At 53.9% G+C, this 25412-nt stretch carries 20 protein-coding genes; 10 read left to right on the top strand and 10 right to left on the bottom strand.

Going from position 1 to position 25412, the window contains the following annotated elements:
• Window positions 1-8 precede the first annotated feature (8 nt).
• Window positions 9-500, bottom strand: coding sequence for a DinB family protein (locus CCY01nite_RS18245; RefSeq protein ID WP_146864811.1), 492 nt, complete (start codon window positions 498-500; stop codon window positions 9-11).
• A gap of 100 nt (window positions 501-600) precedes the next feature.
• The gene (locus CCY01nite_RS18250; protein ID WP_146864813.1) at window positions 601-1257 is read right to left on the bottom strand and encodes a GIY-YIG nuclease family protein; all 657 of its coding nucleotides are present in this window, start codon (window positions 1255-1257) and stop codon (window positions 601-603) included.
• 144 nt (window positions 1258-1401) lie between these two features.
• On the opposite strand from CCY01nite_RS18250, the gene CCY01nite_RS18255 reads away from it, so the two are divergent.
• The 7 genes from CCY01nite_RS18255 to CCY01nite_RS18285 all read left to right on the top strand — a co-directional run bounded on the left by CCY01nite_RS18255 (window position 1402) and on the right by CCY01nite_RS18285 (window position 13789).
• Window positions 1402-5466, top strand: coding sequence for a hybrid sensor histidine kinase/response regulator transcription factor (locus CCY01nite_RS18255; protein WP_146864815.1), 4065 nt, complete (start codon window positions 1402-1404; stop codon window positions 5464-5466).
• Window positions 5467-5693: 227 nt separating this feature from the next.
• The gene (locus tag CCY01nite_RS18260) at window positions 5694-8741 is read left to right on the top strand and encodes a SusC/RagA family TonB-linked outer membrane protein (protein WP_246129973.1); all 3048 of its coding nucleotides are present in this window, start codon (window positions 5694-5696) and stop codon (window positions 8739-8741) included.
• Window positions 8742-8757: 16 nt separating this feature from the next.
• Window positions 8758-10455, top strand: coding sequence for a RagB/SusD family nutrient uptake outer membrane protein (locus CCY01nite_RS18265; RefSeq protein ID WP_146864817.1), 1698 nt, complete (start codon window positions 8758-8760; stop codon window positions 10453-10455).
• Window positions 10456-10464: 9 nt separating this feature from the next.
• Window positions 10465-11976 carry a glycoside hydrolase gene (locus CCY01nite_RS18270; protein ID WP_146864819.1) on the top strand — a complete coding sequence of 504 codons (1512 nt, stop codon included), beginning with the start codon at window positions 10465-10467 and terminating at the stop codon, window positions 11974-11976.
• Window positions 11977-12016: 40 nt separating this feature from the next.
• Window positions 12017-12490 carry a hypothetical protein gene (locus CCY01nite_RS18275; RefSeq protein ID WP_146864821.1) on the top strand — a complete coding sequence of 158 codons (474 nt, stop codon included), beginning with the start codon at window positions 12017-12019 and terminating at the stop codon, window positions 12488-12490.
• Between the two features lies 1 nt (window position 12491).
• Window positions 12492-13343: an AraC family transcriptional regulator gene (locus CCY01nite_RS18280; protein WP_146864823.1), complete on the top strand. Its 852-nt coding sequence runs from the start codon at window positions 12492-12494 to the stop codon at window positions 13341-13343.
• Window positions 13344-13393: 50 nt separating this feature from the next.
• Window positions 13394-13789: a DinB family protein gene (locus CCY01nite_RS18285; RefSeq protein WP_146864825.1), complete on the top strand. Its 396-nt coding sequence runs from the start codon at window positions 13394-13396 to the stop codon at window positions 13787-13789.
• On the opposite strand, the gene dusB is transcribed toward CCY01nite_RS18285, so the two are convergent.
• From dusB to CCY01nite_RS18305, 4 genes are all read right to left on the bottom strand, one after another.
• Entirely contained in the window at window positions 13790-14827 is a 1038-nt protein-coding gene (dusB, locus tag CCY01nite_RS18290) for a tRNA dihydrouridine synthase DusB (protein ID WP_146864827.1), read from the bottom strand.
• A 143-nt stretch (window positions 14828-14970) separates the two neighbouring features.
• A complete protein-coding gene (locus CCY01nite_RS18295; RefSeq protein ID WP_146864829.1) occupies window positions 14971-16746 on the bottom strand; it encodes a peptidoglycan DD-metalloendopeptidase family protein in 1776 nt (591 codons plus the stop codon).
• A gap of 148 nt (window positions 16747-16894) precedes the next feature.
• Window positions 16895-17629, bottom strand: coding sequence for a metallophosphoesterase family protein (locus CCY01nite_RS18300; RefSeq protein WP_146864831.1), 735 nt, complete (start codon window positions 17627-17629; stop codon window positions 16895-16897).
• 19 nt (window positions 17630-17648) lie between these two features.
• On the bottom strand, window positions 17649-18635 hold the full coding sequence (locus tag CCY01nite_RS18305; protein ID WP_146864833.1) for a phosphotransferase enzyme family protein: 987 nt from the start codon (window positions 18633-18635) through the stop codon (window positions 17649-17651).
• Between the two features lie 67 nt (window positions 18636-18702).
• Between CCY01nite_RS18305 and CCY01nite_RS18310 the strand changes: the two genes are divergently transcribed.
• Together CCY01nite_RS18310 and CCY01nite_RS18315 are read left to right on the top strand one after the other, a co-directional pair.
• Window positions 18703-20184: an arylsulfatase gene (locus tag CCY01nite_RS18310; RefSeq protein WP_146864835.1), complete on the top strand. Its 1482-nt coding sequence runs from the start codon at window positions 18703-18705 to the stop codon at window positions 20182-20184.
• A gap of 19 nt (window positions 20185-20203) precedes the next feature.
• Window positions 20204-20635 carry an SRPBCC family protein gene (locus CCY01nite_RS18315; protein ID WP_146864837.1) on the top strand — a complete coding sequence of 144 codons (432 nt, stop codon included), beginning with the start codon at window positions 20204-20206 and terminating at the stop codon, window positions 20633-20635.
• On the opposite strand, the gene CCY01nite_RS18320 is transcribed toward CCY01nite_RS18315, so the two are convergent.
• Both CCY01nite_RS18320 and CCY01nite_RS18325 read right to left on the bottom strand, forming a co-directional pair.
• Complete coding sequence (locus tag CCY01nite_RS18320) at window positions 20630-21274, bottom strand: response regulator transcription factor (RefSeq protein WP_146864839.1); 645 nt, start codon at window positions 21272-21274, stop codon at window positions 20630-20632. The genes CCY01nite_RS18315 and CCY01nite_RS18320 overlap by 6 nt on opposite strands.
• Window positions 21261-23234 carry a tetratricopeptide repeat-containing sensor histidine kinase gene (locus CCY01nite_RS18325; RefSeq protein WP_146864841.1) on the bottom strand — a complete coding sequence of 658 codons (1974 nt, stop codon included), beginning with the start codon at window positions 23232-23234 and terminating at the stop codon, window positions 21261-21263. Before CCY01nite_RS18325 ends, CCY01nite_RS18320 begins: the two co-directional genes overlap by 14 nt.
• Before the next feature lie 216 nt (window positions 23235-23450).
• Between CCY01nite_RS18325 and CCY01nite_RS18330 the strand changes: the two genes are divergently transcribed.
• The gene (locus CCY01nite_RS18330) at window positions 23451-23804 is read left to right on the top strand and encodes a C40 family peptidase (protein ID WP_146864843.1); all 354 of its coding nucleotides are present in this window, start codon (window positions 23451-23453) and stop codon (window positions 23802-23804) included.
• Between the two features lie 168 nt (window positions 23805-23972).
• Here CCY01nite_RS18330 and CCY01nite_RS18335 read toward each other — a convergent pair whose 3' ends face one another.
• Both CCY01nite_RS18335 and CCY01nite_RS18340 read right to left on the bottom strand, forming a co-directional pair.
• A complete protein-coding gene (locus CCY01nite_RS18335; protein ID WP_146864845.1) occupies window positions 23973-24632 on the bottom strand; it encodes a nucleotidyl transferase AbiEii/AbiGii toxin family protein in 660 nt (219 codons plus the stop codon).
• Window positions 24632-25117: a helix-turn-helix transcriptional regulator gene (locus tag CCY01nite_RS18340; protein ID WP_146864847.1), complete on the bottom strand. Its 486-nt coding sequence runs from the start codon at window positions 25115-25117 to the stop codon at window positions 24632-24634. Before CCY01nite_RS18340 ends, CCY01nite_RS18335 begins: the two co-directional genes overlap by 1 nt.
• Window positions 25118-25412 lie beyond the last annotated feature (295 nt).

The following is a 25412-nucleotide window of genomic DNA, read 5'->3' on the forward strand; positions in this document are numbered from 1 at the left end:
AAAGATCTTTACTGCTCATCCGCGCTCGGCCCGTAGCTGCCGGGAATGGGAACGTCCAGCAGGCGCAGGTAAACACCCAATTGCGCGCGGTGATGCACGATCTGGCAGTAAGTCATCCTGATCATTCCCGCTTTGGAGGTTTCAGAAAGTACATCGGGGCCTGCGCGAAGCGTCCATATATCGTCCAGCTTCTGCTCGTCTGCCGCCGCAAGGCTCTGCTTCCCGTTTTCCAGTGATTGCTCGAAATATTTCATCAGCTCATCCGTATTTTTGATCGGCACCTGTTCGTACGGCGTGGTGGCAAAGTCCAGCCCGTCCGTTGTAACGGCCAGGGTCACCCAGACAGGCAGCTCCGCCACGTGTGTGGCCAGTTGCCGGATGCTCATGCTTTTGGGGTGCGGCTGCCAGTCGTATTTGTCATCAGGAATACGGGACAGCATTTTACGGGTGGTTTGCGCTTCTTGCTCCATTTCTTGCTGGAGGGTGGAAATGATTGACATGATCGTAAGGTTTTTGTTTCTGTTACAAAGGAACAGCCGGGGTTTGACAACCTTATGTCAGCAGGAAATCAGGATGTTGAAATTTTTTTTGAGGGAGGGATCAGTACAGCTGGTTCCGCAATATTCTTTTGATCATCTGGATGGTGGAGCGGCTGATCTGGCCTTTATATTTCTGAAGGATGTGGCTTTCGCTGGCGCCATCGCCCAGCTCGCTCACCACGCGCAGCCATTTGCCGAGGAATTCTGAATTGGGGGTGCGGTACCTTAACAGCCTTCTGACGGTTTCGATAATGGCTTTCTGCACGGTGCCTTCATACAGCTCGAACACTTCATCATTGCTAAGCCCGAGGTTGATATCGTCCGCCACTCTCGAATAATCCTGCAGGTATCTTTCATTGGCTTCCATCACCTGCAGCATGGGGTTGTCGCTAAAGGCGATGTCCGCATATTTCCGGCGCTGTTTCTGGAGGGATTGCAGGGCGTAATTCCGGGCCACATTGTCGCAGATGATCAGGTCATCTTTACTCAATTCAAACCATTCGCCTTTCACCCGTTTGTGCTGAAAGAGGATGTGCAGGCTTTCTTCCAGGTCCGTCATATTCAAGGCGGCATATTGCCGGATCACCCGGAACATCACGGGCAGGTGGGTATGATAGGCCGCCAGCCGCCTGTGCAGGTCCTGCGTCTTGCCGATCTTGTACAGGTTCCGCCCGGTATTCAGGATGTACACACACTTGCCGACTTGTACTTGTTCCATGAGGTAATCGCCCTTGTTAAAACAAAGATATCAATTTACGACTTTGATTATTATATACAAAATCGGGCTATGATTTCGCCGCGGGACCGGGGGAATTTCCTTAACTTGAACCCTACGATTTTACGACAGTGAACTATGCCGGCGATGTTATCCAGGAGATCATTTTTAACGATACTGGTATTTCTGCATACCATTTTCTGCTTTGCCGGCGGATTGCCCGTCCGTTACCTGGGAATTGACCAGGGCTTGTCCAACAACGCTGTCATGAGCATTTACCAGGATGATCACGGTTTTATGTGGATCGGCACGTACGACGGGTTGAACCGGTATGACGGCTATAATTTCAGGGTCTTCCGCAATGTCATTGGCGACAGTACTTCCCTGTCCACCAACAATGTGTATTGCATTGAGGGGGACGACCGGCACAATATCTGGGTGGGCACCCAGAACGGTCTGAACATCTATGATCCCCTGTCTTCTTCTTTTTCCGCTCCGGGCTATCTTTCCGGCGAAAGCCACACCGTGCGGCGCGTAAGCGGGGAGATCGCCGCTATCAAAAGCGCGCAGGGCAGCGTGATGGTCGGTTCCCAGCGGAATGGCCTCCTGGTTTTTGAAAATGCGCGGTCCGCCGGCACACAGATCCCGCTGCCCACCGCTTCAGGCCCTCAGCACGACTACCACGTGCACGTCATCGAATACGACCAGCGCCACCAGCGGATCTGGGTGTTCATCGAAAATCAGGGGCTTTATCTATTTCATCTTTCCAACAACACGTTGGAAGCGGTATCCACGCAGGTCAAACATGCGAATTGTGTGAAAGCCGATGAACAGGGCAACTTGTGGATCGGTACGGATAAGGACCTTATCTATTACGAGGTGGCCAGCCGCTCGTTCACCCGCAATCACATGCCCGTCAGAAGTTCGGTGATCAGCCTTTGCTTTGATAAAAAGGGCACCTTGTGGATCGGATGCGACGGCGCCGGCGTATACCGGCTCTTCGATAAAGCCGGCAGCGCCGTTCCCTTCTCCGGCGATGCGCAGGCCCCGCAGATCAATAGTAATGCGGTGTACGCCGTGTATGTGGACAGGGATGAACGTAAATGGGTGGGCACCCTGCGGGGAGGGCTGAATATCATTGAACCGCGCCCGCTTCCGTTCAGGCATGTCCGTTATAGCGGCGCGGGCAGGAAAGGCATTGCGGAAGACTTTATCCTGTCGTTCTGCGAAGACGCGCAGCAGAACCTGTACATCGGCACGGATGGCGCCGGTCTTCGTTACTGGGATATCAAAAACAACAGGTATACCGCTTATAAATACGATCCCGAAGACCCCGCGTCCATCGGCAGCAACTTTATTACCAGCCTCGCCAGGGATGCGCATGAGGACATCTGGATATCCACCTGGTTCGGCGGCATCAGCCGGCTGAAGCACAATGCCCGGAAGTTCGAGCGGTTCCGGCTCTACAATCCCGCCACCAACCGGGAAGAGGCCAACGCCTGGATCGTGTATGAAGATCAGCAAAAGAACGTATGGGCCAGCGCAACGAACGATGGCAGCCTGTACCGGTTCAACCGGGAATTCAACCGCTTCGAGCTTTTCGATCCCGAGATCGTCAACCTTCAGAGCATGGCGGAAGACCGGCGGGGCGAGCTGTGGGCCGGCAGTTACTCATCACTGATCCGGATAGACAGAAAAGATAAACGGCACCGTATTTTTCCCATCGGCCATCCCGTCCGCTGCATCCATGAAACAAAAAAAGGCGGGTTCTGGCTCGGGACACAGGGCGCCGGTTTGCTGCTGTTCGACCGGAACACCGGCAAATACAGGCAGTTCACCACGGCGGACGGATTGCCCGGCAACACCATCCTCCGCATGCTGGAAGACCCGCAGGGCAACCTGTGGTTAAGCACTTACAGCGGCATCGCCCGGTTCAACCCCGCTACCGGTTCCATCGACACCTACTCGCAGCCGGACGGCCTGCAAAGCAGCCAGTTCAGCTTCAATGCCGCGCTGGCGCTGACATCCGGGGAATTCGTTTTCGGCGGGATCAACGGGTTTAACATATTTCATCCCGATAGCATTGTCACCGAAAAACGCAGCGCGGCGGTCTTCCTCAACGGGCTGCGGGTCAATAACAGGCCGGTAGCGGAAACGCCGGCTTATATTACGGAAAGGGAGGTGGAAATGATACGCGAAATAACCATCCCTTTCAGCCAGGCCGTACTGTCACTGGATTTTCTGGCGCTCGATTACTCGCGGGCGGACAAAATAAAGTATGCCTATTTCCTCGAAGGATGGGACAAGGACTGGAATTACCCGAACGGCAGCCGCACCGCGAATTACTCCCGCCTGCAGGAAGGCGATTATGTTTTTAAAGTAAAGGCTTCGCAGCCGGGGCACATCTGGAGTGAGGGAACAACGCTGCTGAAAATCACCGTGCTGCCGCCGTGGCACCGCACCTGGTGGGCCTATGCGGGATACGCCGCGCTGATCTTCGGCAGCATCTACGGTTATATCAGGTATACCCGCAAGCAGGAACGGCTGAAATACGAGATCAAGCTCGCGCATCTTGAAAATGTAAAGGATAAAGAGCTGACTGAAAAGAAACTCACCTTTTTTACCAATGTGTCGCATGAATTCAGAACGCCGCTTTCCCTGATCATCAATCCGCTCAAACACCGCCTTCATCAGTCTCCGGACCTGGAGCTGACGGTCGCTTACCGCAATGCCCGCCGCCTGCTGAGCCTGGTAGACCAGCTGTTGCTTTTCCGGCAGGCCGGCTCGGGAGCGGATGAGCTGAAAGTCTCGGCGTTTAACATCATTCACCTTTGCAATGAGGTCTACCAGTGTTTTACGCAGCAGGCCGCCGCGCGGAGCATAGATTACAGGTTTGTTTTTCCTTCGGATGAAATAGCGGTGCAGGCGGATTATGGAAAGATCGAGATCGCGCTGTTCAACCTGCTGTCCAATGCGTTCAAATTTACGCCGGACGGCGGAGCTATCAGCCTGGAACTGGAAGAAGGAGGGGAAGACATCACCATCATCGTCCGCGACAGCGGTTGCGGCATTGATGAGGCGGACCACGCGAATATTTTCAGCAAGTTTCAGCGCTCCACGTCAGAAAGACCGCAGAAAGCCGGCTTTGGCATCGGCCTGTACCTCGTCCGCCATTTTATTGAAAGCCACCAGGGCGCTGTAACTGTCAGCAGCAAATTGAACGAAGGAAGCGCGTTTACCATCGTGCTGCCCAAAGGCAATGCCCGCCTCATCGCAGATTACCCCATGCAGCCCGGGAACGGCGCGAGCGAGCTGCTGGAAGAACTGGCGGAGGAAACGCCGGCCCCCGCCGCTGCCGTTCGGGAAGCGCCGGAGGACGGGAAGTCCGCCGAAGAGATCGTCACGGAAAAAAAATCCGTGCTGATCATCGACGATGATGAAGAGATCCGGGAATACCTGCAGCATCTGTTCAGGGATAAATATTACCTCCTGACCGCCGGAGACGGCACCACCGGCTTTGAAATGGCCGGCAGCCATTTGCCCGACCTGATTGTAAGTGATATAAATATGTCCGGAATAGATGGGCTGGACCTCTGCCGCCGGATAAAGGCGTCGCCGGTGCTCGGGCACATCCCGGTGATCCTGCTAACGGCCGCCTCTTCTGCTGACAGGCAGCTGGAAGGCGTGGAAGGCGGCGCCGATGATTATATTACCAAGCCGTTCGACAGCCAGCTGTTGCTGGCCAGGGTGGAAACGATCCTGAAAAACCGCAACCTCGTGCAGCAGTTCTTCTTCGACAGCATCACCCTGCGGCAATCTTCCGTAAAAGTTCCCGCCGCCTACAAGGAGTTCCTGCAGCAATGCATCCAGGTGGTGGAAGCCAATCTCGACACCGAAAATTTCACGATTCAGAAGTTCTGTAAATCCGTGGGGCTGAGCCGGTCCACTTTATATGCAAAGATCAAACATGTGTCCGGCCAGTCGCCCAACGCCTTTATCCGTTCCATCCGGATACGGCGCGCCGCCGTGTTAATGATCCGGGAGAACATGAACGTCAACCAGGCCGCCTTCCAGGTGGGGATCGGGGATGCCCGCTACTTTCGGGAGCAGTTTGTGAAGCTGTTCGGCATGACGCCTTCCGTGTATATCAAGAAATACCGGCAGTCGTTCAACCTCGATCTGAACCTGATCCGGCAGGGAGAGGACCAGTAATTTACCCCCGGAACCATACAATTTACCCCCCATATTTTGACAGTTGATCCACCGTCCGCCGCCCGCACCCGCTATACCTTAGCGGCAGAAAAGGTCATCTGACCGACAGTATCCAAAATCCAAAATCCAAAATCCAAATTCCGCGTATCATGATGAAACGATTACAGCCAGTCCGTAATCCGGCGGTTATCCATTTGCACCGTTTCCGGCTTCTTCCGTTTTTCCTTTTGTCCTTATTCCTTCTTTTCAGCCTGCCGCTCTTCGCGCAGCGGTCCGTTTCCGGCACCATCACCTCCGGCAATGCGCCGGTGCCCGGGGTAACGGTGAGCGTGAAAGGCGCCTCCACCGGCACCACCAGCGACGAGGCGGGGAAATTTTCGCTGAATGTTCCCGCCAATGCCATACTGGTATTCACGCATATCAATTACATCCCCCGCGAAATGCCGGTGCCCGCATCCGGCACGCTGGATGTAAGCCTCGAGCCAGAAAGCAGCAACCTCGGAGAGGTGATTGTAGTGGGGTATAACGCGCAGCGGAAAGCCACGGTCACCGGCTCCATTTCACAGGTAAAAGGGGCGGACATCGTAAAAAGCCCCCAGCCCAACATCTCCAATTCCCTCGCCGGCCGCTTCTCCGGCATCATGATCAACAACCGGGGCGGGGAACCGGGATATGACGGTTCGTCTTTCACCATCCGCGGCCTCGCCACCACCGGCAATAATGACGTGCTGATCGTGGTAGACGGCGTGCCCGGCCAGGTCGGCGGACTGGAAAGGCTGAATCCCAATGATATTGAAAGCATCTCCATATTGAAAGACGCCTCCGCCGCCATCTACGGTAGCCGCGCCGCCAACGGCGTTATCCTGGTCACCACCAAACGCGGCAAAAGCGGCAAGCCCGTTATCAACGCCAGCTTCAACCAGGGCTTTTCTTCCCCCACACGCCTGCCCAAAATGGCCGATGCCGCCACCTACGCCACCATCGCCAATGAAATTGCCTATTATAACAACAAGGCCGGCGGCATGAACCAGCAATATACCGCCGAAGAAATAGAGAAGTTCGGCAATGGCACAGACCCGCTGAATTATCCCAATACGGACTGGACGAAGGAAAGCCTGAAGAAAACGGCTTTGCAGAACCAGGCCAATGTGTCCGTTGCCGGCGGCACCGAGAACGTACGCTATTACCTCTCCGCCGGTATGCTTTACCAGGACGGGCTGTATAAGAACGGGGCCACGAAGTACAAGCAGTACAGCTTCCGCTCGAATATCGATGCGGACGTTACCAAAGATTTCAGGGTCAGCCTGTATTTGTCCGGCCGTCAGGAAGACCGGCAGTTTCCCACCACCGGCGCGGGCGATATCTTCCGTTCCATTTACCGCGCATACCCGATCATCCCCGCACGGTATCCCAACGGACTGCCCTCTTCCGGTATTGAAGGCAACAACCCGGTGATGATGGCGACAGATGCCGGCGGGCTTAACAAGAGTCCCACACAGGTTTTCAACGGCATCCTGAAAGGAAGATATAATATCGCCGCGGTGGAAGGCTTGTCAATAGACGGTTTCGCGGCGTTCGACAAATCCTGGTCCTTCTCCAAAGCGTTTGCCGTTCCGTATGTATTGTATACCTATAATAAAGGAACGGATACTTACCAGTCCCGCATCGTAGGCGGCAACAACAACGCGGCCACGCTGAATGAAAGCCAGCGGAATCTGTCACAAACCACCTATAACTTCAAGATCAACTACCAGCGCGGATTCGGCGTTCATCATCTCAACACGTTCGTCGGCTACGAGCAAAGCAAAATAACGCAGGAAGATTTCGCGGCATCGCGCATCAACTTCCTCAGCATTCTCACGCCGGAGCTTTCGCAGGGAGGAACCGCGGCCACAGACCGGGACAACAGCGGCAGCAGCTACGTGTTCACCCGTAAAAGCTACATCGGCAAGCTGGCGTATGACTTCGATGAAAAATACCTGGCGGAAGTGCAGATGCGCATCGACGGATCATCTACTTTCCCGAAGGGCAATCAATATGGTTATTTCCCTTCTGTGTCCGCAGCCTGGAGAATTTCAAAAGAGCCCTGGTTCAGCAGCCTGTCCTTCATCAACGACCTGAAGCTGCGCGCATCCTACGGCGCGCTGGGTAATGACAGCGTGGGCCTGTTCCAGTATTTCACGAACTATGCGCTGAAGAACCAGTTTGTGATACAAACCAGCAACGGGCCGGTGATCGTTCCGGGCCTTGACCTCACCAAGCTGCCGAACAGTAATATCCATTGGGAAGATGCGCGTAAAACGGACATCGCCATCGAAGGCACTTTGTTCAACGACTTCTTCTTCGAGTTTATCTATTTCCGGCAGCAACGCTCCAACATTCTCGCGGAACGCAACGCTTCCATCCCGTTCGTATCGGGCATTGTGAATCCCTTCACCGGCAATCCGCTGGTGCCCTCCGAGAATATCGGGAAGGTGAGCAGCCGCGGTATTGAAGCAACGGCGGGATACGAAAAACGCAGCGGCACATTCCGCTACGGCATCTCCGGCAATATCACGTACGCGAAAAGTAATATCGACTTTATTGATGAAGCCCCCGGAGCACTGGAATACCAGCGGCAAACCGGGCACCCTTTGGGCACGTACCTCCTTTACCGCGCCACCGGCATTTTCCGCAGCCAGGAGGAGATCGACAAAACGCCGCACCTGAGCGGCGCGCAGCCGGGAGATCTTATTTATGAAGATTATAACAAGGATGGAAGCATCACAGCGGACGACCAGGTGAGAACCCCCTACGGCAACATCCCCCTGATCTCCTACGGCGCCTCCCTGTCACTGGGCTACGGAAATTTTGATCTCTCGGTCATATTCGCCGGCCAGGCGCAGGTAAGCCAGTATGTGCTGCCCGAATCCGGCACCATCGGCAACTTCTATAGCTCCTGGGCAGACAACCGCTGGAGCCCTTCCAACCCCAACGGCAGCTACCCCAGGGTAGACACCCGCGCCTCTTCCTCCGTGAACGGCGGGCTTTACAACAGCACGTTCTGGCTGGATAACGCCGCCTTCCTGCGGTTGAAGAACATGGAACTGGGATACAATCTCCCCGTGAAAAAAATGTCCTTCCTGCGCATGCAGTCCGCCCGCATCTACGCCAATGCGTTCAATCTTTTCACCATCACCAAAGTGAAAGACTACGATCCCGAAGGCAGCAGCAGCAGCGGGCAGTTCTATCCGCAGCAGCGGATCGTCAACGTAGGCGTTAACGTGAGTTTCTAATTTTAAAAGACTAACAATGCAGATCAGAAATATTATACATACAGCATGCGTGGCGGCCATCCCGGTGATGATATACGCATGCAAGGGAGATTTCCTGGACATACAGCCAACGGATAAAATTGCGCAGGAAGTAGTGCTGACCGATTCCATGGTGTTTGAAGCATATGTGGTGAACCGGTATATCGGCGCGCGCCTGCAGGACAAAGAGGGTGACGGCACAGATCCGGGCTTTGGCCGGGGCTTTGAATACAGCATGTGGAGCTCCATCACCGATGAGTCCATTTACAATAACGACGATAACACATGGCTGATCCAGCGGGGCCTCCTCGCCCCGGAAAACCTCGGCATGGCCGGCACCATCTGGCCGCGCAGCTACCGGAGCATCCGCGAATGCAACATTGCGCTGAACGGCCTGGCAGACATTACCATGAGCGACGAACGTAAGAAACGCCTGAAAGGCGAGCTGCAATTCATACGCGCTTTCCGGTACCATGATCTTATCCGCAACTACGGCGGCGTAGTGCTGATGGGGGAGAAAGTAGCCCAGCTGTCGGATAACCTGCAGGATGATTCGTTCTTTCAGCGAGCCACGCTGAAAGAAAGTATCGACTATGCCGTGGCGCAGCTGGATGAAGCCGCCGCCAATCTTCCAACGGATAACGACGGCAACTGGCCGTTGGGGCGCGCTACCAAAGGCGCGGCGCTCGCGCTCAAAGCCCGCCTGTTGCTGTACGCCGCCAGCCCGCTGTATAACACCGGCAGCTGGAGCGATGCCGCCAACGCCGCGCAGGCCGTAATCGGCATGAATAAATACAGCCTTTACCAGGGCGGTTATGACCGGATGTTCCTTTCCGCCGACCACCAGGAAGTGATCTTCGCGCGGCTGTATACCCGGAACGCCAATCACGTGCACCTGGAAATCGCCAACGGTCCGAACGGTTACGGCGGATGGGGCGGCAACCTGCCGCTGCAGAACCTCGTGGATGATTATGAAATGTCGAACGGCAAACCCATCACCGATCCCACATCCGGCTACGATGCGGCGAATCCCTATGCGAACCGGGACCCGCGTTTTTATGCCACCATATTGTACAACGGCGCGTCCTACCGCGGATCTACCGTGGAAACTTTTACGCCCGGCGGGAAAGACAGCAAGGACGGTCCCGATAACTGGAACACCTCCAAAACCGGCTACTACCTGAAGAAGTTCATGAACGACGCTTATCCCTTGCAGAACCCCTGGGGCAACGCGGGCTTCCAACCGTGGATATACATCCGCTACGCCGAAGTGCTGCTGAATTATGCCGAGGCCGCGAACGAAGCCTTTGGTCCGGAAGCAGTGCCCGCCGGCGCAACGCTTTCCGCCAGGGCAGCGCTGAACCTGGTGCGCGCAAGAAGCGGCGTGAACATGCCGGCGCTCGCCGCAGGCACATCACAGGCGCAGCTGCGCGAGGCCGTAAGGTATGAAAGAAGGGTAGAGCTGGCGTTTGAAGAACACCGGTACTATGACGTGAGAAGATGGAAGATCGCCGATGTCACCGAAAATGAACCCGCACTCGGTGTTATCATCACAAAGTCCGGCGCTAACTTTTCCTATACTTCGAAGATCGCGCTGGAAGGCCGCCACTTTGAAAACCAGCACTACTGGCTGCCCATCCCGCGTGCGGAAATACTCGCGTCTTCCAACAAACTGCAACAGAACGATGATTATTAAAAGTGAACAATGACGACAAGCATCGGTAAATATGTTTTGCTGGCTACCTCTTTTTTATGCAGCAACGCATTGCACGCGCAATCAAAGAAAAGCCTGAAGATCATTATTGATGACACCAGGACGTTCCAGACCATCCACAACTTCGGCGCATCGGATGCATGGGCCTGCCAGTTTGCAGGCAACTGGCCGGATGACAAGAAGAATAAGATGGCGGACTGGCTCTTTAGCCTGGACACCACCGCAAACGGACAGCCCAAAGGCATCGGGCTGTCCATGTGGCGGTTCAACCTCGGCGCGGGCAGCAGCCAGCAGGGCGATGCCAGCGGCATAAAAGATGAATGGCGGCGCGCGGAATCTTTCCTGGAACAAAATGGACGATATAACTGGGAAAGGCAGGCTGCCCAGCAATGGTTTTTACGCGCCGCGAAGCAGCGGGGCGTGCCGTATTTCCTGGCCTTCCTCAACAGCCCGCCCGTGCAGTTTACGGTGAACCACAAAGCGTATGCAGATAGCGGCCGGTGTAATATCGACAGCGCGCAATATCCGGCAGTGGCGGCTTACGTGGCCGCTGCGCTGAAAGGGCTGGAACAGCAAACAGGGATCGTTTTCAATTATATCAGTCCTGTGAACGAGCCGCAGTGGGACTGGAGCGATGGCGGACAGGAGGGATGCCCTTACAGCAACCGCGAGATAGCCGGCATCGTGAGATCGTTATCAGGCGCCTTGCAGCGGGAGCGCGTTGAAGCCGGCATCCTGCTGCCGGAAGCGGCGCATCTTAAATATTTATTGGCGGATGACGACAAACCCGGCCGTGGCAACCAAATAGATGCTTTCATGTCGCCCGGCGCTGAAGAGTATGTGGGCGATCTGCCCGCTGTTGCGCCCGTGATCGCCGGGCACAGCTATTTCAGCACTTCGCCGTACGACGCATCTGTTGCACTGCGCCGGCAGGTGGCCGGCCGTGTGGCGGGCATTGACGGGCTTTCTTTCTGGCAATCCGAATATTGCATCCTCGGTGATAACAACGGCGAGATCGACGGCAATAAAAGAGATACCGGCATACAGGCGGCGTTGTACGTAGCCCGCACCATTCACACGGACCTCGTAATCGGTAATGCCACGGCCTGGCAATGGTGGCTGGCGATCTCGCCTTATGATTATAAAGATGGATTGATCTATATCGACAAAAACAAAACAGACGGAAATTTGCAGGACAGCAAAATCTTGTGGGCGCTCGGAAATTACAGCCGGTTCATCCGGCCCGGCATGCAGCGTATCAATGCATCCGCGCCGGAAACAGGAGATGATCTGCTGGTGTCCGCCTGGAAAGATGCGAAGAATCAAAAGATCGTCGTCGTGATTGTCAATACCGGCGATGAAGAGAAAATAGTGGATCTGTCGCTGTCCGGAAACAAAATGATGGAAACGTATACCACCAGTGCGCATCAGGCATTGGGCAAAGCGTATGTATCCGGACCGCTGCGCATCGGGCCGGAGCGTATTGTTACCGTGGTGATGTGAACTTCCCGTTTTTTCGTAGATTTATGAAAACGAACCATCTATGAGAAGCACAATTGCCACCTTCCTGATCTTTTCCTTTGCAGCCGCAGCCTGCGGCAGTGGAGCGCAGCAAGAAGCCGCAAACGACTCCCTGCCGGCGGACAATACGGTTGTGGACGAACCGGCCGCCAACACTGCTTGCTATCTGAAAGCGGTAGGGAAAGATACGTTCCGGCTGAAGCTGGTGGTGAATGAAGAGCAGGTAGCGGGCGAGCTGCGGTACGATCCGCATGAAAAAGACAAAAGCAGCGGCACCATCACCGGCGTGCTGAAAGATAATATCCTCCGCGCCAGCTACAGCTACCAGAGCGAAGGCATGAACAGCACCCGGCCCGTGGTGTTCAAGGTGATGGGGGAGCAGGTGTATGAAGCGCTCGCGGATAATTTCGACAAGAACGGCATCCCCGTATTCAGCGAAGTGAACGATCAGCTGAAATTCGATCCTACGCCATACAACAAAAAAGAATGTGAATAATATGGATGCGGACATCCATACGTTATATACCTCCGATCTCTACCGCATTCTCGATTTCAAATGCCGGTGTACAGATTGCCGTACCTCCAAACCCGAGTACAACGAAACCTTTTGCATCAGCTTCGTACGGAAAGGCAATTTCGTGTTCAACGTTTTCCGGCATGCGCTTGATTCCTACACCGGCTGTGTGCTCATCACCAAACCGGAATACGAACGTACGGTCACGCATACACACGAAGTGCCGGATGAGTGCACCATCTTTGAATTTTCTAACGAGATGCTGCAACAAATAAAGGAGCAGTACGGCAAAACCGTCTTCTTTACCAATAAGGACCTGCATTCCACGCTCATCCGCGCGGACGCGGAAACCGAGTTCCTTCATTTCTATATTACAGAGCTGGTAACATCCCGCGCCGGCAGCCGTTTGCAGATCGATCAGCTGGTGCTGGACATGATCGCGAAGGTGATGCTGCACATCACGGATTATCAACCGGATGAAAAGATCCACGCGCGGTTGAAAAGGAATCATCTTATCACGATAGAAAGGGCGAAGGAATATATGATGCAGCATTTCGCCGGCGACATTTCCCTGAAAGAGATCGCCACGTACAGCCTTGTCAGCCCCTTTCATTTCAGCCGTATCTTCAAGACCTTCACAGGCAGCAGCCCACATCAGTTCCTGCTCTCCCTGCGCCTCCGCCATGCCGCGATGCTGCTGCAGAACACCGCATTGCCCTTGTCGGACATCGCCTATACCTCCGGCTTTAACAGCATGGAATATTTTCATGCCGCCTTCCGCCGCCGTTACCAGGTGCCGCCTTCACAGTACATGAAAATGAGCAAGATTTCTTAATTCCTTCTCTGGCCCGCAGCCTAGCTTTGTTGCATAAAACTTTCAAATCTATGGAACAACAAATCATGCAACGGCTGGATCAGTCGGAACAGTACACGCTTGCCGTGGCGGACGCAATGCCTGAAAAGGAATACGGGTTCAGGCCAACAGGAGAGGTCTGGAGCTTCGGGGAGCTGATGCACCACATCGCCTACGGCATCCGCTGGTGGGAAGCCAATTATATCCGCAAAACGGAAACACCCTGGGACCCGCCGCCGGCCAAAAAAGGGAAAAAAGCATTGATGGAGGAATTGCGGAAAGCGTATGCTGATCTGCGGCAAACGGCCGGCAGCGCCAAAGCGGAAGCGGGCTTCCATTCCACGCTGGACCATGTCACCCATCACCGCGGGCAGGCTACGGTGCAGCTGCGCCTCAAGGGCATTGTACCACCGGAGTACATGTACTGATCAGAGCGGGCATTTCTCATGGTAATTCACCAGCTGGATAGGCGTATGCGCCATCTCGAAGCCGTCATAGGCGCGTAATACCTCATCCAGCACAGCTTCTATTTCTTCGGGCACGTTCAGGGTCACGAGGCGGTTGCGGAATTCCTTGATGCCGGGCAGTCCTTTCAGGTAAGTAAGATAGTGACGGCGCATGGCGTAGATCCCGGCCACAGGGCCTTTCCATTGCAGTGATTGCTGGAGGTGCCTTTTGCAGACCTGCACTCTTTCCGCCACTGTGGGCGCGGCCAGCTGTTCACCGGTATCCAGGTAATGCCGTATCTCGCGGAAGATCCAGGGATAGCCGATAGCGGCCCGCCCGATCATGATACCGTCCACACCATAACGGTTTTTGTATTCCAGCGCTTTCTGCGGGCTGTCGATATCCCCGTTCCCGAATATGGGGATGTGGATGCGGGGATTGTTCTTCACTTTGGCGATGAGCGTCCAGTCCGCTTCGCCTTTGTACATCTGGCAGCGGGTGCGGCCGTGAATGGTGAGGGCTTTCACGCCCACGTCCTGCAGCCTCTCCGCCACTTCTTCGATGTTCTTCGTATCATCGTCCCAACCCAGGCGCGTTTTCACGGTCACGGGCAGGGAAGTGGATTTTACGCATGCCTCGGTAAGACGCACCATCAGCGGGATATCTTTCAGCACGCCGGAGCCTGCGCCTTTGGCAACAATGCCTTTAACGGGACAGCCGAAATTGATGTCCAGCAGCTCGGGGTTGGTCACGTCCACGATCTTTGCGGCCATGCCGAGGCGTTCTTCGTCACCGCCGAAGATCTGTATGCCTACCGGCCGTTCCTCGTCGAAGATGTCCAGCTTCCTGCGGCATTTGATCGCGTCGCGGATGAGCCCTTCGCTGGAAATGAACTCCGTATACATAAGGTCCGCGCCGTTCTCCTTGCATACCACACGGAAGGGTGGATCGCTGACATCCTCCATGGGAGCCAGCAACAGCGGGAAATCCGGTAGTGTTATGTTATCGATCTTTACCATGAGCGGATGCAAAAATACGGTAAAATAGACAAAGGCTGACCATCGTCGTTGATGGCCAGCCTTGTTGTTGTGTAGGAGTAATCGGGCAACCTCCCGGCCGGGAAGCCGGGCCCGAAGCTGTTTGGAAAGTTATTTTCCCAAAGTTATTTCCCCCAGACGGCGCTGAAGCGCCCGTTGTTGTCATAGTTCTGCACTTTGATCAGGCGCAGCCCTTCCGCCGCGAACTGGTTGAACTTCACCTGGTAGCCGGTGGAAGTCATGCCATAATAAGCCGCGTAGTTGTTCTTTTTCGGGCGCCATACGCCGCCCACTTTATTGCCGTTTACGTTGATGCTTTTTAATTCCCATTTGTTGTAAAGCTCCTTGAACTTCTTGTCGAAGTCCGTGCTGCTCAGGCCGTAAAAAAGATAAAAGCCGTTGTCGTTCGGTTTGTTGACAAAAACGGCGGCATGGTAGCGTTTGCCGTTCACGATGTAGTCCACATGCTCCTGCACATGCCATTTTTTGTTGACCACATACGTTTTCCAGACGTTGTTGAAAGCAGCATCGTCACGGTTATGCACGGAATAGGCGCTCTGGCCCGCGGGTTTCTTTTCCCAGATAGCGGTGAAGCGCGGATTGCCGCTGCCGTCGCGGGTAACGGAAAGCTGCCGTGGCCGGAAGCCCTGTTTATCGTACGAAGTGAAATAGCTCTGGTAAGTAGCCCCCGTCATGTAAAAGCGGGTATACCACGCGCCCGGCAATCCCCACTGGAAGGACCCCGCGGCATAAAGATTACTGCCGTTCCTGTCCACGCTCACCGTCTGCAGCGCCATGCCCATGCCGGTGTAATATCCCCAGAACTTGTTCACCAGGTCCAGCGGTACATTGTGGAAGCTCGGGTAGAAAGGAGCGAACAGCCGTGCGAAAGGCGTGCTGGCTTCAAGATCGTAGCAGTCTACCCCGCCGTGATTATACGCGCCGTAAGGATCTACCAGCACCCATTCCCCGCTGTGCCCGTCACGGGTATCCTGCACACGTATTTCAAAATGAAGGTGCACGTTGAAGGAGCGGGTGTTCGGATTTTCGAGGGTGCCGTCGTCGTTCAGGATGACGCCGATGCCGCCGGAGCCGGTGTTGCCTGCATAGGCGATGAACTGCCCGTCCCGTACGATGTCATTGACCTTTACGGCGATCTTCTGGCTGTTGGTGCCCCAGCAGAGCTTGCTGGTGGTGCCGTCGTCCGCAAAAGCCTTGTATTTGCCCGAAGTGCCCTGCGCCTTTGCGCGGTCGTTATCGTATCCGTTGCGGAGGTGCAGGTATTTGCTGCGGTATTTGTAGCCGTTGGGCGCGGTGTGCTCTATCTCCACGATGTTCCCGCCGCCGTTGGACCATTTTACGTCGATCACCTTGCCCGGCGCAATGGCGTACACGCCAAAGGTGGGATCTTCATTGGCGGCAACGGATGTTTTGCCGTAGTCGATAGCGCGGTGCGCGTCGTTGGCGCCGTCGTCATTGTTGTCCCAGCTGTAATAAAATCCCTGCCAGATGCCGGTAGTGCTGTTCTTGTAGGGGAGGTACAGCGGCATGTGCGCTTTCACCGAGCTGTACACGGGTTCCAGTTCTTCCTCGATCACCGGCGCTGCGCATACGGCGCCGCGCATGAGCTTCGAAATGCCCGGCGCATCGTTTTCCGTGATGATCAGCTGTTGGGAAGGTTGCAGCACGGCGCTGCGGGTGGCCGTTACTTTTTTCATTCTGCCCCGTACGGGAATGTCGGAATCTTCATCGCCGTCTTTGCCTTTAGGGATCTCGATCGTAGGCTTTTTTACTTTCTGATAAAGGATTTCCTGTGCATTCTCTTCTTCCCGCGGGATGTCTTGCGCGCCGGCCCGGCAAACAATGAACAGGGCCGCCGCTGCGGTGCATAAAAGTTTCATAATTTTTCAATTTGGGTGTTAACAATTTTCAGTGCCGCAAACCTAGCAACATTCGCATCGCGGGAGAAATACCAATAGATATCTGGTATGTCCGCGGCGATAGCTGGCCGGTTTCATCGGGTGAAAGGGGTAGGTGTTATCACGCGCATCAGCGGTTCCTCCCGCGTTCGCCGGGGTATAGTTTCATCACTACATCGCTTTGCAGGAATGCCTTCGTTTCCACATCGAGGGCGGAGATCCTGCCTCTGAAAGCCGCGCCGGTATCCACATTCCAAACGTTGCATGCCTGCATGGGAACCGTTACGTCATAATTGGTAGTAGGGGTATGGCCGATATAGATCTCGTTAAACAGCAATAACCGCTTTGGATAGAGCAGTGAATTTTTGGGAATGCGTTGGTCCATGACCAGCGCCATTTCCCACAAAGTACGGTCCCAGGAGAAATTCGTCATGTAAGGCTCGCGGTGCGGGCCGTGCATGGAAGAGAATCCCGCGTGAATAAAAAGACGGTGGTGTTCATCCACATAATAATTCACCAGCGCATCAAAGAAAGCAAGATGTTCCTTCCTGGCAGCGGTAACGAGCCTTTCGTAGCTTTCTATCGTTGCTTCCCCGCCGTGAAACAGCCATACATCATCCCGCAGCCCGCCGCGCAGCCAGGCTTCGCACCAGGCATCGTGGTTGCCCCTGATGAAAATGCAGTTATGCTGTTTGTCCAGCTCCATGAGGTAAGTGATAACTTCCGCGGATTGTGACCATCCGTCCACATAATCCCCGAGAAAGATCAGGCGGTCGCCGCCGCGTGGCTGTATGAGGCCGATAAGCTGTTCCAGGGCCCTGAGTGCGCCGTGAATATCTCCTATTACGAAAGTCCTTGCTGTCATGTTCAATCGTGAAAATACGTCAAAACCGGCAATACATGGCTGTGTACTGACGAATAAGCTCCACCCTGTCTTTCCGGAAACGCGGGCCCCAGAAGAAATTGGACCAGTCCTCGAAATTGTCGTGCTGAAAGCCCAGGTAATAGACCCAGAAAGCATAACCGAAGAAAGGGATGGCCGCGATCTCGTTGTCCGTCAGCGGGCGGACGGAGCGGTAGGCGTCCAGGAAAATGCCGAACGCGCGTTCCGTTTCTTCCACCGGCGTCTTATGCAGGTAAAAATGCGCCAGGAAATTGCCCATGTCCGCCGCCAGCCAGCCTTTGCCGGCGAAGTCGAAATCGAAGATCGTGATGCCGCCCTGCTCATCGAAATGGAAGTTCTTGGGCAGGTAATCGAAATGGATATATCCCGTGCTGAAATCCCCGATGTTCAGTGCATGGAGCTTGCCGATCACCTTTTCGGTCGTTTCCAGCAGGTACGTGTAACCGTCCGGGTTATCCGCGTAGGAATCCGCTACTTTTTGCAGCGGCACACGCAGCATACTGTCGATATCGAACGTTTCACGGGGCCAGGGCAGGGAGAGGTTGGCGGTGATGTTGTGGATGGCAGCCATTTCCCGGCCAAGTGTGGTTAACGCCGCGTCCGTCAGGTCAAAGGAACATTTTCCTTTGGCGTAACGGAACAATACGCCGTGACGGGGGCCTTCGGCGGCATCGAAATGCTGCACAGCCCGCCCCTCCGCATCGCGGACCACGCCGGCCACCTTCGCGCCGTTTTCTTCGAGGGCGTCCAGCAGCGCTACTTCGCCTTCTACCGCGTTCCGCGAGCGGTGGCAGTTGCGGTACACCTTGAAGACGTATTTATCAGCCGCATCCTCCACAATATAAGTATCGCTTACGCCGTGGAGCAGCAGCCGGCATTGCACACCGGGAAGACCGTAGCAGCGGGCGATATGCTCACCCAGCGCGGGAGCGGAAAGGAGGGAATAACGGGTCGGGAATATTGTCATGGGATGGAAAATTGGGGATGCAATATACTTCAAATTATCTATCTTGGATACACAAGCTACTCATTGTATGACAAGATACTTTATGGCGGCGTTCCTGTTGTTGTCCGCCTTTGCCGTGTCCGCGCAAAGAAAACCTAATATCATATTCATTTATGCAGATGATCTCGGTGTGGGAGAGCTGGGCGTATATGGACAAAAGAAGATCAAAACCCCGCACCTCGACCGCCTGGCGCGGGAAGGCGTGCAATTCAATAACTTTTATACCAGCACCCCCGTGTGCGCCCCGGCCCGGTGCATGCTGATGACCGGCCGTCACGGCGGGCATTCGTATATCCGTGGCAATTATGAGCTGGGAGGATTTGCGGATTCGCTGGAAGGCGGGCAAATGCCGCTGCCGGAGGGCGCCATGACCATCGGAAAGATGCTGCAGCAGGCCGGTTATAAAACCGCGGCTATCGGTAAATGGGGACTGGGTATGCATTACAGCACCGGTAACCCGAACGCGCAGGGCTTCGATTATTTCTATGGTTACCTCGATCAGAAACAGGCGCATAATCTGTATCCCTCGCATCTATGGGAGAACGGCCGTTGGGATACTTTGCAGAACCCGCCCATCAATGTGCATAAACGTCTTGAGCCCGCTACGGCAACGGCGGCGGACTTTTCCTACTATAAAGGAAAAGAATATGCGATCGACAGGATGACGGACAAGGCTGTTCGTTTCATAAAAGACCACCGGCAAACCCCGTTCTTCCTGTACCTGCCTTACACGCTCCCGCATGTGTCCCTGCAGGCGCCGGATGCGGCTGTAAAGCAGTACATCGGCCAGTTCAGCGAACAACCCTACTACGGCGCCCAATCCTACGCATCCACTCAATATCCATTATCTACCTACGCCGCCATGATCACTTATCTGGATGCGCAGGTAGGCATGATCATGGAGCAGGTGAAGCAACTGGGGCTGGATGAAAATACGGTTATCATGTTTTCCAGCGATAACGGCGCCACGTTCAACGGTGGGGTAGATGCGGCATTTTTCAATAGCGCGGCGGGTTTGAGAGGATTGAAGATGGACCTTTATGAAGGCGGCATCCGCGAGCCGTTCATCGCAAGATGGCCGGGCAGAATACCCGCGGGCAGGAGGTCTGCGCTGCTTTCCGTGCAATACGACCTCATGTCCACCTTCGCCGCCATTGCGGGCATCGAAGCGCCGCCGAACGACGGTATCTCCCTGCTGCCGGAAATGACGGGCAACAAAACCGCACAACAGCAGCGTAAATACATCTATTTTGAATATCCTGAAAAAGGGGGACAGGTAGCCATTCGCATGGGGCATTGGAAGGCCGTTAAAACCGGATTGAAAAAGAATCCGCATCAGCCCTGGGAACTGTACGATCTGTCCGCAGATCCCGCTGAAAAAAATAATGTAGCAGCTGAAAATGCTGCGCTGATACCGGAGCTGGACGCCATTGTAAAAAAAGAGCACCGCCCCGCGCATATCCGCGAATGGGAGTTCCTCGATTCAAAAGTGGCAACGAATTTGCGGTAGATCAGCAAAACGTTCAATTATGTCCAGGAAACTCACTGCCAAGACCTCCATCCCCGTGAAAGCCTCTATTGATAACGTGTGGAAAGCGTTAACCGACCCTGCTATCATCAAACAATACCTGTTCGGCACCGATACCAAAGCGGAATGGAAAAAAGGCGGTTCCATCACCTATACCGGCGAATGGGAGGGAAAATCGTATGAAGATAAGGGAACAGTGGTGGAGATCATCCCCGGAAAACTGCTGCACACCACTTTCTACAGCCCTATGTCCGGCCTGCCGGACCTGCCGGAGAATTACGCCAATGTCATTTACGAGATCACGCCTGAAAAAGAGGTAACGCTGCTGACCATCAGCCAGGATAACCTGAGCGACGAGGAAAGCCGTCAGAGGGCGGTCAGCAATTGGGACCGTGTATTGCAGAGTTTCCGGGAAACGGTGGAGAAGCTATAGCAAACGCTGTTCCACGGCCATCTTGATCAGCGCGGCGGTATTGCTGGCGTCGAATTTCTGCATCAGGTTCCTGCGGTGCGTTTCCACGGTGAACTGGCTCACGCAAAGCTCATCGGCAATGCTGGCGGAAGTTCTGCCCGCCGCGATCATGCCCAGCACCTGCTTTTCCCTTTTGGTCAGATGCGGGATCTGCTTCAGCTCGTTTTGTACCGGGCGCGTCATGATGGCCGTTATTTCCGCACTCAGCGCGATACGTCCGTTCAGCACCTCATGTATGCAATGCACCAGCTCGTCGCCGGAAGCGTTTTTGAGCAGGTAGCCGCTTGCGCCCTGCTGTAACATTTGCATGATAATGCTTCGCTCGTTATGATTGCTGATGATCAGTATTTTGGTATCGGGCGCATGTATTTTTATTTCGCGGCATACTTCCACGCCGTTCAGGTCCGGCAGCGTAATGTCCAGCAAAACGATGTCGATGTGCGGCTGCTCTTTTAAAAAGGAAAGAAATGCGCCGCCGGTGGTGAATGACTGCACGATATGCAGCCCCTCTTCTCCCTGCAGCAGGGATTGCAGCCCTTCTATCACGATAGGGTGATCATCAACGATCACCAGTGTTGCGTCCGTTTTATTCGCTGACATTCAGTTCAATATTAATCGTAGTACCTTCACCGGGCACGGAATCCACTTCCATTTTTCCTTTCAGGAAGTCCACGCGGTTGCGGATATTATTCCAGCCCAGTCCGGCTTTTTTATTCATTTGCGGGTCGAAGCCCTTGCCGTTGTCTTCAATGGCGAGGTAGAACATATGCTGGTTCTGGCTGCATTGCAGGATGATCTTGCTGGCGCCGGAATGCTTGATGGCGTTGGCGAGCAGCTCCTGCGCGATGCGGTAGATCACGATCTGCGTTTTCTCCGGCAGGTCAGGCTGCACGCCCAGCGCTTCGAAGTGGATGTCCAGTCCGGGTACGGTGTTCAGCTCGCACATGTCTTTCAGTGCTGTTTCCAGCCCGAAGTTCAGCAGGGATTCCGGCATCATGTTGCGGGCAATGCCCCGCAGTTCGTTCACGGAGTTGTCCAGCTGCTGAATGATCTGTATCAGCCTGGCTTTTCCGGGCACTGTGCCCGGCAGCCCTTCCACGGTGCCGGAGAGGTTCATCTTTACACCGGCCAGCATGCCACCAAGGCCGTCATGCAGATCGCGGGCCAGCCGCTGGCGTTCCCGTTCTTCGCCTTCCAGGATCGCTTTGGTCAGTTCCAGCTGCTTCTGCTGCTCCGCTTCCGCTATTTTCCGGGCGGAAAGTTTTTTGTGGCTCCTGTAATACAGCAGCGCGAATACCGTAACGATCAGCAGGAAGATGCAGGCGGAGGCCAGCAGCCACGTCATCAGCCAGGCGTTCCGCGAAGAAAGGTCCGCCTGTTCGTTAGCCGCTTTCAGCGCAATGATCTCTTTCTGGTTTTCCGCGTTCCGGAACTTTACTTCCAGCGCGTTGATGTCATGCAGCAGCCGGCTTTCATACATGCTGTCACTCAGCTGGCTGTAACGTTTCAGCCAGGTGTAGGCAAGCGGCATGTTTCCCAGCCCGGCGTAGGCTTCAGACAGGCGGGAATAGGTTTCGATCTGGTTATCCACCAGTGACATGGCATCCTCATCCTTCAGCAATCCGGTTAATACCTGCCGTGCCTTTTCATAGCTTTTTTGCGCCAGCAATGCCCGTACTTTCGCGTATTGCAGCTCCTGTATCCGGTATATTTTGTTGGCGCCGCCGGCCGTAGCGATCCCTTTATCAAAACTGTTTAACGCTTTATCATACTCCTTCCGTTCATGATGGTACATGCCTTCCACCAGGTAATAGCCGGAATTCATATCGGATTCCGGATGCGGTGCGAGGATGATCCGCATGCTGTCCAGCATTACCTTTACACGTTGCAGGTTTTTCAGGTAGATGTAGTTCTCGCCCGCGCGGTAGTAGGCGGATACCAGCATGGCCGTGCGGTCGCTGCCCCCCTGAAGATAGCTGATGGCATTGTTCAGGTACGGTTCCGCTTTGCCGTATTGCTCCGTATTCATAAAGGCCAGGCCGATGCTCGTGTATTGCGAACCGATCAGCACGCTGTCCCCCGACTGCTCGGCGAGCGGCAGGGCCTTGCTCAGCAGGATGTCCAGGTAACCTTCATCATCATCCTGGCGTTGCCGGATGACCGCCATGTTGCGCCAGGCGTTGGCCCGTACCCGGTAGGCATCTTTGGTAGCAAATCTGCTCATCAATGAATCCGTTTTCCGGTAAGCCGCTTCGCTTTTTTCCATGTCAGTGCCATAGTAAAAATAACCCTCCTGTGAAGCGGCGTAGCCCTGCATGAAAGGAGAGTGCCGGCTGAAGCGCTTTCCTTCTGCAAGATGATGCGCTGCTTTCGCGGAATCCCTGGCCAGCCAGTAGATGGTGAGGGTGAAGTGAAGTTTGGCCTTCACGCTGTCGTTGGTTTCCTGCTGCAAAACCTTGCCCAGGCTGTCAGCATACCCCGGCCCGAACAAGGGCAATTGGGCTGAGCAGAGGGAGGGAAGGCTGATAAGAAAATAAAGGACGTAGATGTAACGGGTCATAAAACAAGGTAAATAAACAATCGATACGAAGGCGAATTAAAGTAAAATATACCGGAAAACCAGTAGAAAAAAATACAGGTTATCAGTATTGTCCGGCACTGGTAAGTGAAAGTAACTTTGCAAAGCAGAGAAAGCGGAAACTAAAAAAGCGATCGAAGCGCACCTAACTTAAATCTTCTCACTATGAAAATGTTCATGAAATTGTTTTTGCCCGTCATGTTATTCACGATGATTTTTTCGGCATGTTCAAAGGATAAGGACAAACCTTCCGGCGGCAACCACAAAGTGGTGTTCAAAGCGGTAGGATCGGCCGGCACCAGCATCAGTACGGTTGTCTATGTTGACGGCGGTGGCGAGAATGTCACCAAAACAGACCTGAGCGGCAGCACCTGGGAAAGCGGCGAGCTGACCTTTTCTTCCTCCGTGCAGGCCATTAGCTTCGGTGTACAGGCAACAGGCCCCAATGCCAGCGCCACGATGAAAGTGCAGATCTTTGTAGACGGTGTTATGAAGAAGGAAAGCTCCGGCACCGGTACTATACTTGTTCCTTCCGCTACTTATTATTTCTAAACTGTCACACTGCCCCAATAAAGTTTCAAAGCCGCTCGCTGAGTGGCTTTGATATTTCGGGGACAGCCATTGTTTGTTACCCTTTCTTAGTTATTGTTTTCGGTGAGCTTTGCTGCTGACCGCGCTGAAGCGCTGTGCGGCCCGATATGATCATCCAGTGCGTAGCAGTTACCGGGCGGCCTTATATTTCTCAACGGCTTCGAGCATATTATATTTTACCAGCTCCCATATCTTTCCTCGTTTACAATCGGGGTCAAAGTCGCCATCCGCCTGCTTAAAGTTGACCAGTTGCAAAAGAAGCTCCTCTTCGTTATGTGTGTAGGGATGGCGTTGCTCATGGAGCTTAATCAGATCTTCTAAAGCGTAAGTGTCCATCATCTCATCGATATCCCAAAAATCTTTCTTACGGCCAGTGCGGCGTATGACATCCATTTTCATAGCCGCGATCTCGTTCACCGTAGCCATACGAACACCATCCTCCTCGTGCGCCGGCTGAATAAATGGCTCCATCGAGTAGTACAGATCAACCTTCAAATTTTCATCCTCACTGTCCCCAACGTAATAAGAACCACCCATGGCATTTATCAGGCCGTCCCCGGTTTTATAGAAGTAGGCATACTTATTTTTCAGGTAATTCTCCTGCTCAATAAAATCGATCGACTCATACGGTGCATCAGTAAATAGGTCAATATCTATAGACATCCGGTGTCCCAGGTGCAAGCTGAGGGCTGTTCCACCCACCAAACGGAAGGAAGCAAACGCAGGCGCAGCCATCAAATCTAAAAGTACCGTTTTTAATAAATCGGAGATCGTATCCCAATAAAGCATTACGAACGGGTTAAGGCGTGCGGGAGAATGCGCTCAATGGTGCTTTTGCCATAAAAGCGGGTGATTTCCTGTTTTTCCTGTTCATTACCCCGCTCAAAGATACGCTTGATGATGGCAGGTTTTTGCTCGTCCCATCGGATATTCTCTATCCGCGTATCCCAAAACAGCGCCCTACGGAACTTTTTGACATCAGGCCTGGCGATTGGGTCGCGGTGTCCGTTGATATCCCTGCTTTTTTTGAGGTTATAATGATATTGCAGGGCGGAAAGGAGTCCATCATTGAGTTGAAGCTCATGCTCAATCTTTGTAGCAAGTAACTTGCTCAAAGAACATTTGCCGGAAATAAAATCATTGATAATTTGCGGATCGGAACCAATGGTTAGAGCAATATCGTTCCCCGAAAGCTGTCTTTTCTTCAGCTCCCTTGCCAGGAATATGCCAGGATGAATTCCTTTTAAAGCATTTATTTGCTCTTCGATCTTCATTACAACAAATTTAATCAAAAATCGGGCAAAATTCGTCATTCGCTTCTTGTGCCCGCCTCAATGATATGAATATCAAATGTTTATACAAAGGTCATTCTCCTATAAAGAGCGGTTCAACTAGTAATAAACTCGTAGCCGTTTTCTGTTTTGTGAGATTATACGGGGTGAACAAATTTTATGTCTTTGAGTGACGATAACGGAATACCTTTGGCAATAGCCTCTTTGATCCTTCTTTTATCATCCATCATTTTGATGAAAGGATTTTCCCGTTGAGGGCGAGGTTTGTTATTTACCT

The sequence above is a fragment of the Chitinophaga cymbidii genome (assembly GCF_007992715.1).
GTDB lineage: Bacteria > Bacteroidota > Bacteroidia > Chitinophagales > Chitinophagaceae > Chitinophaga > Chitinophaga cymbidii.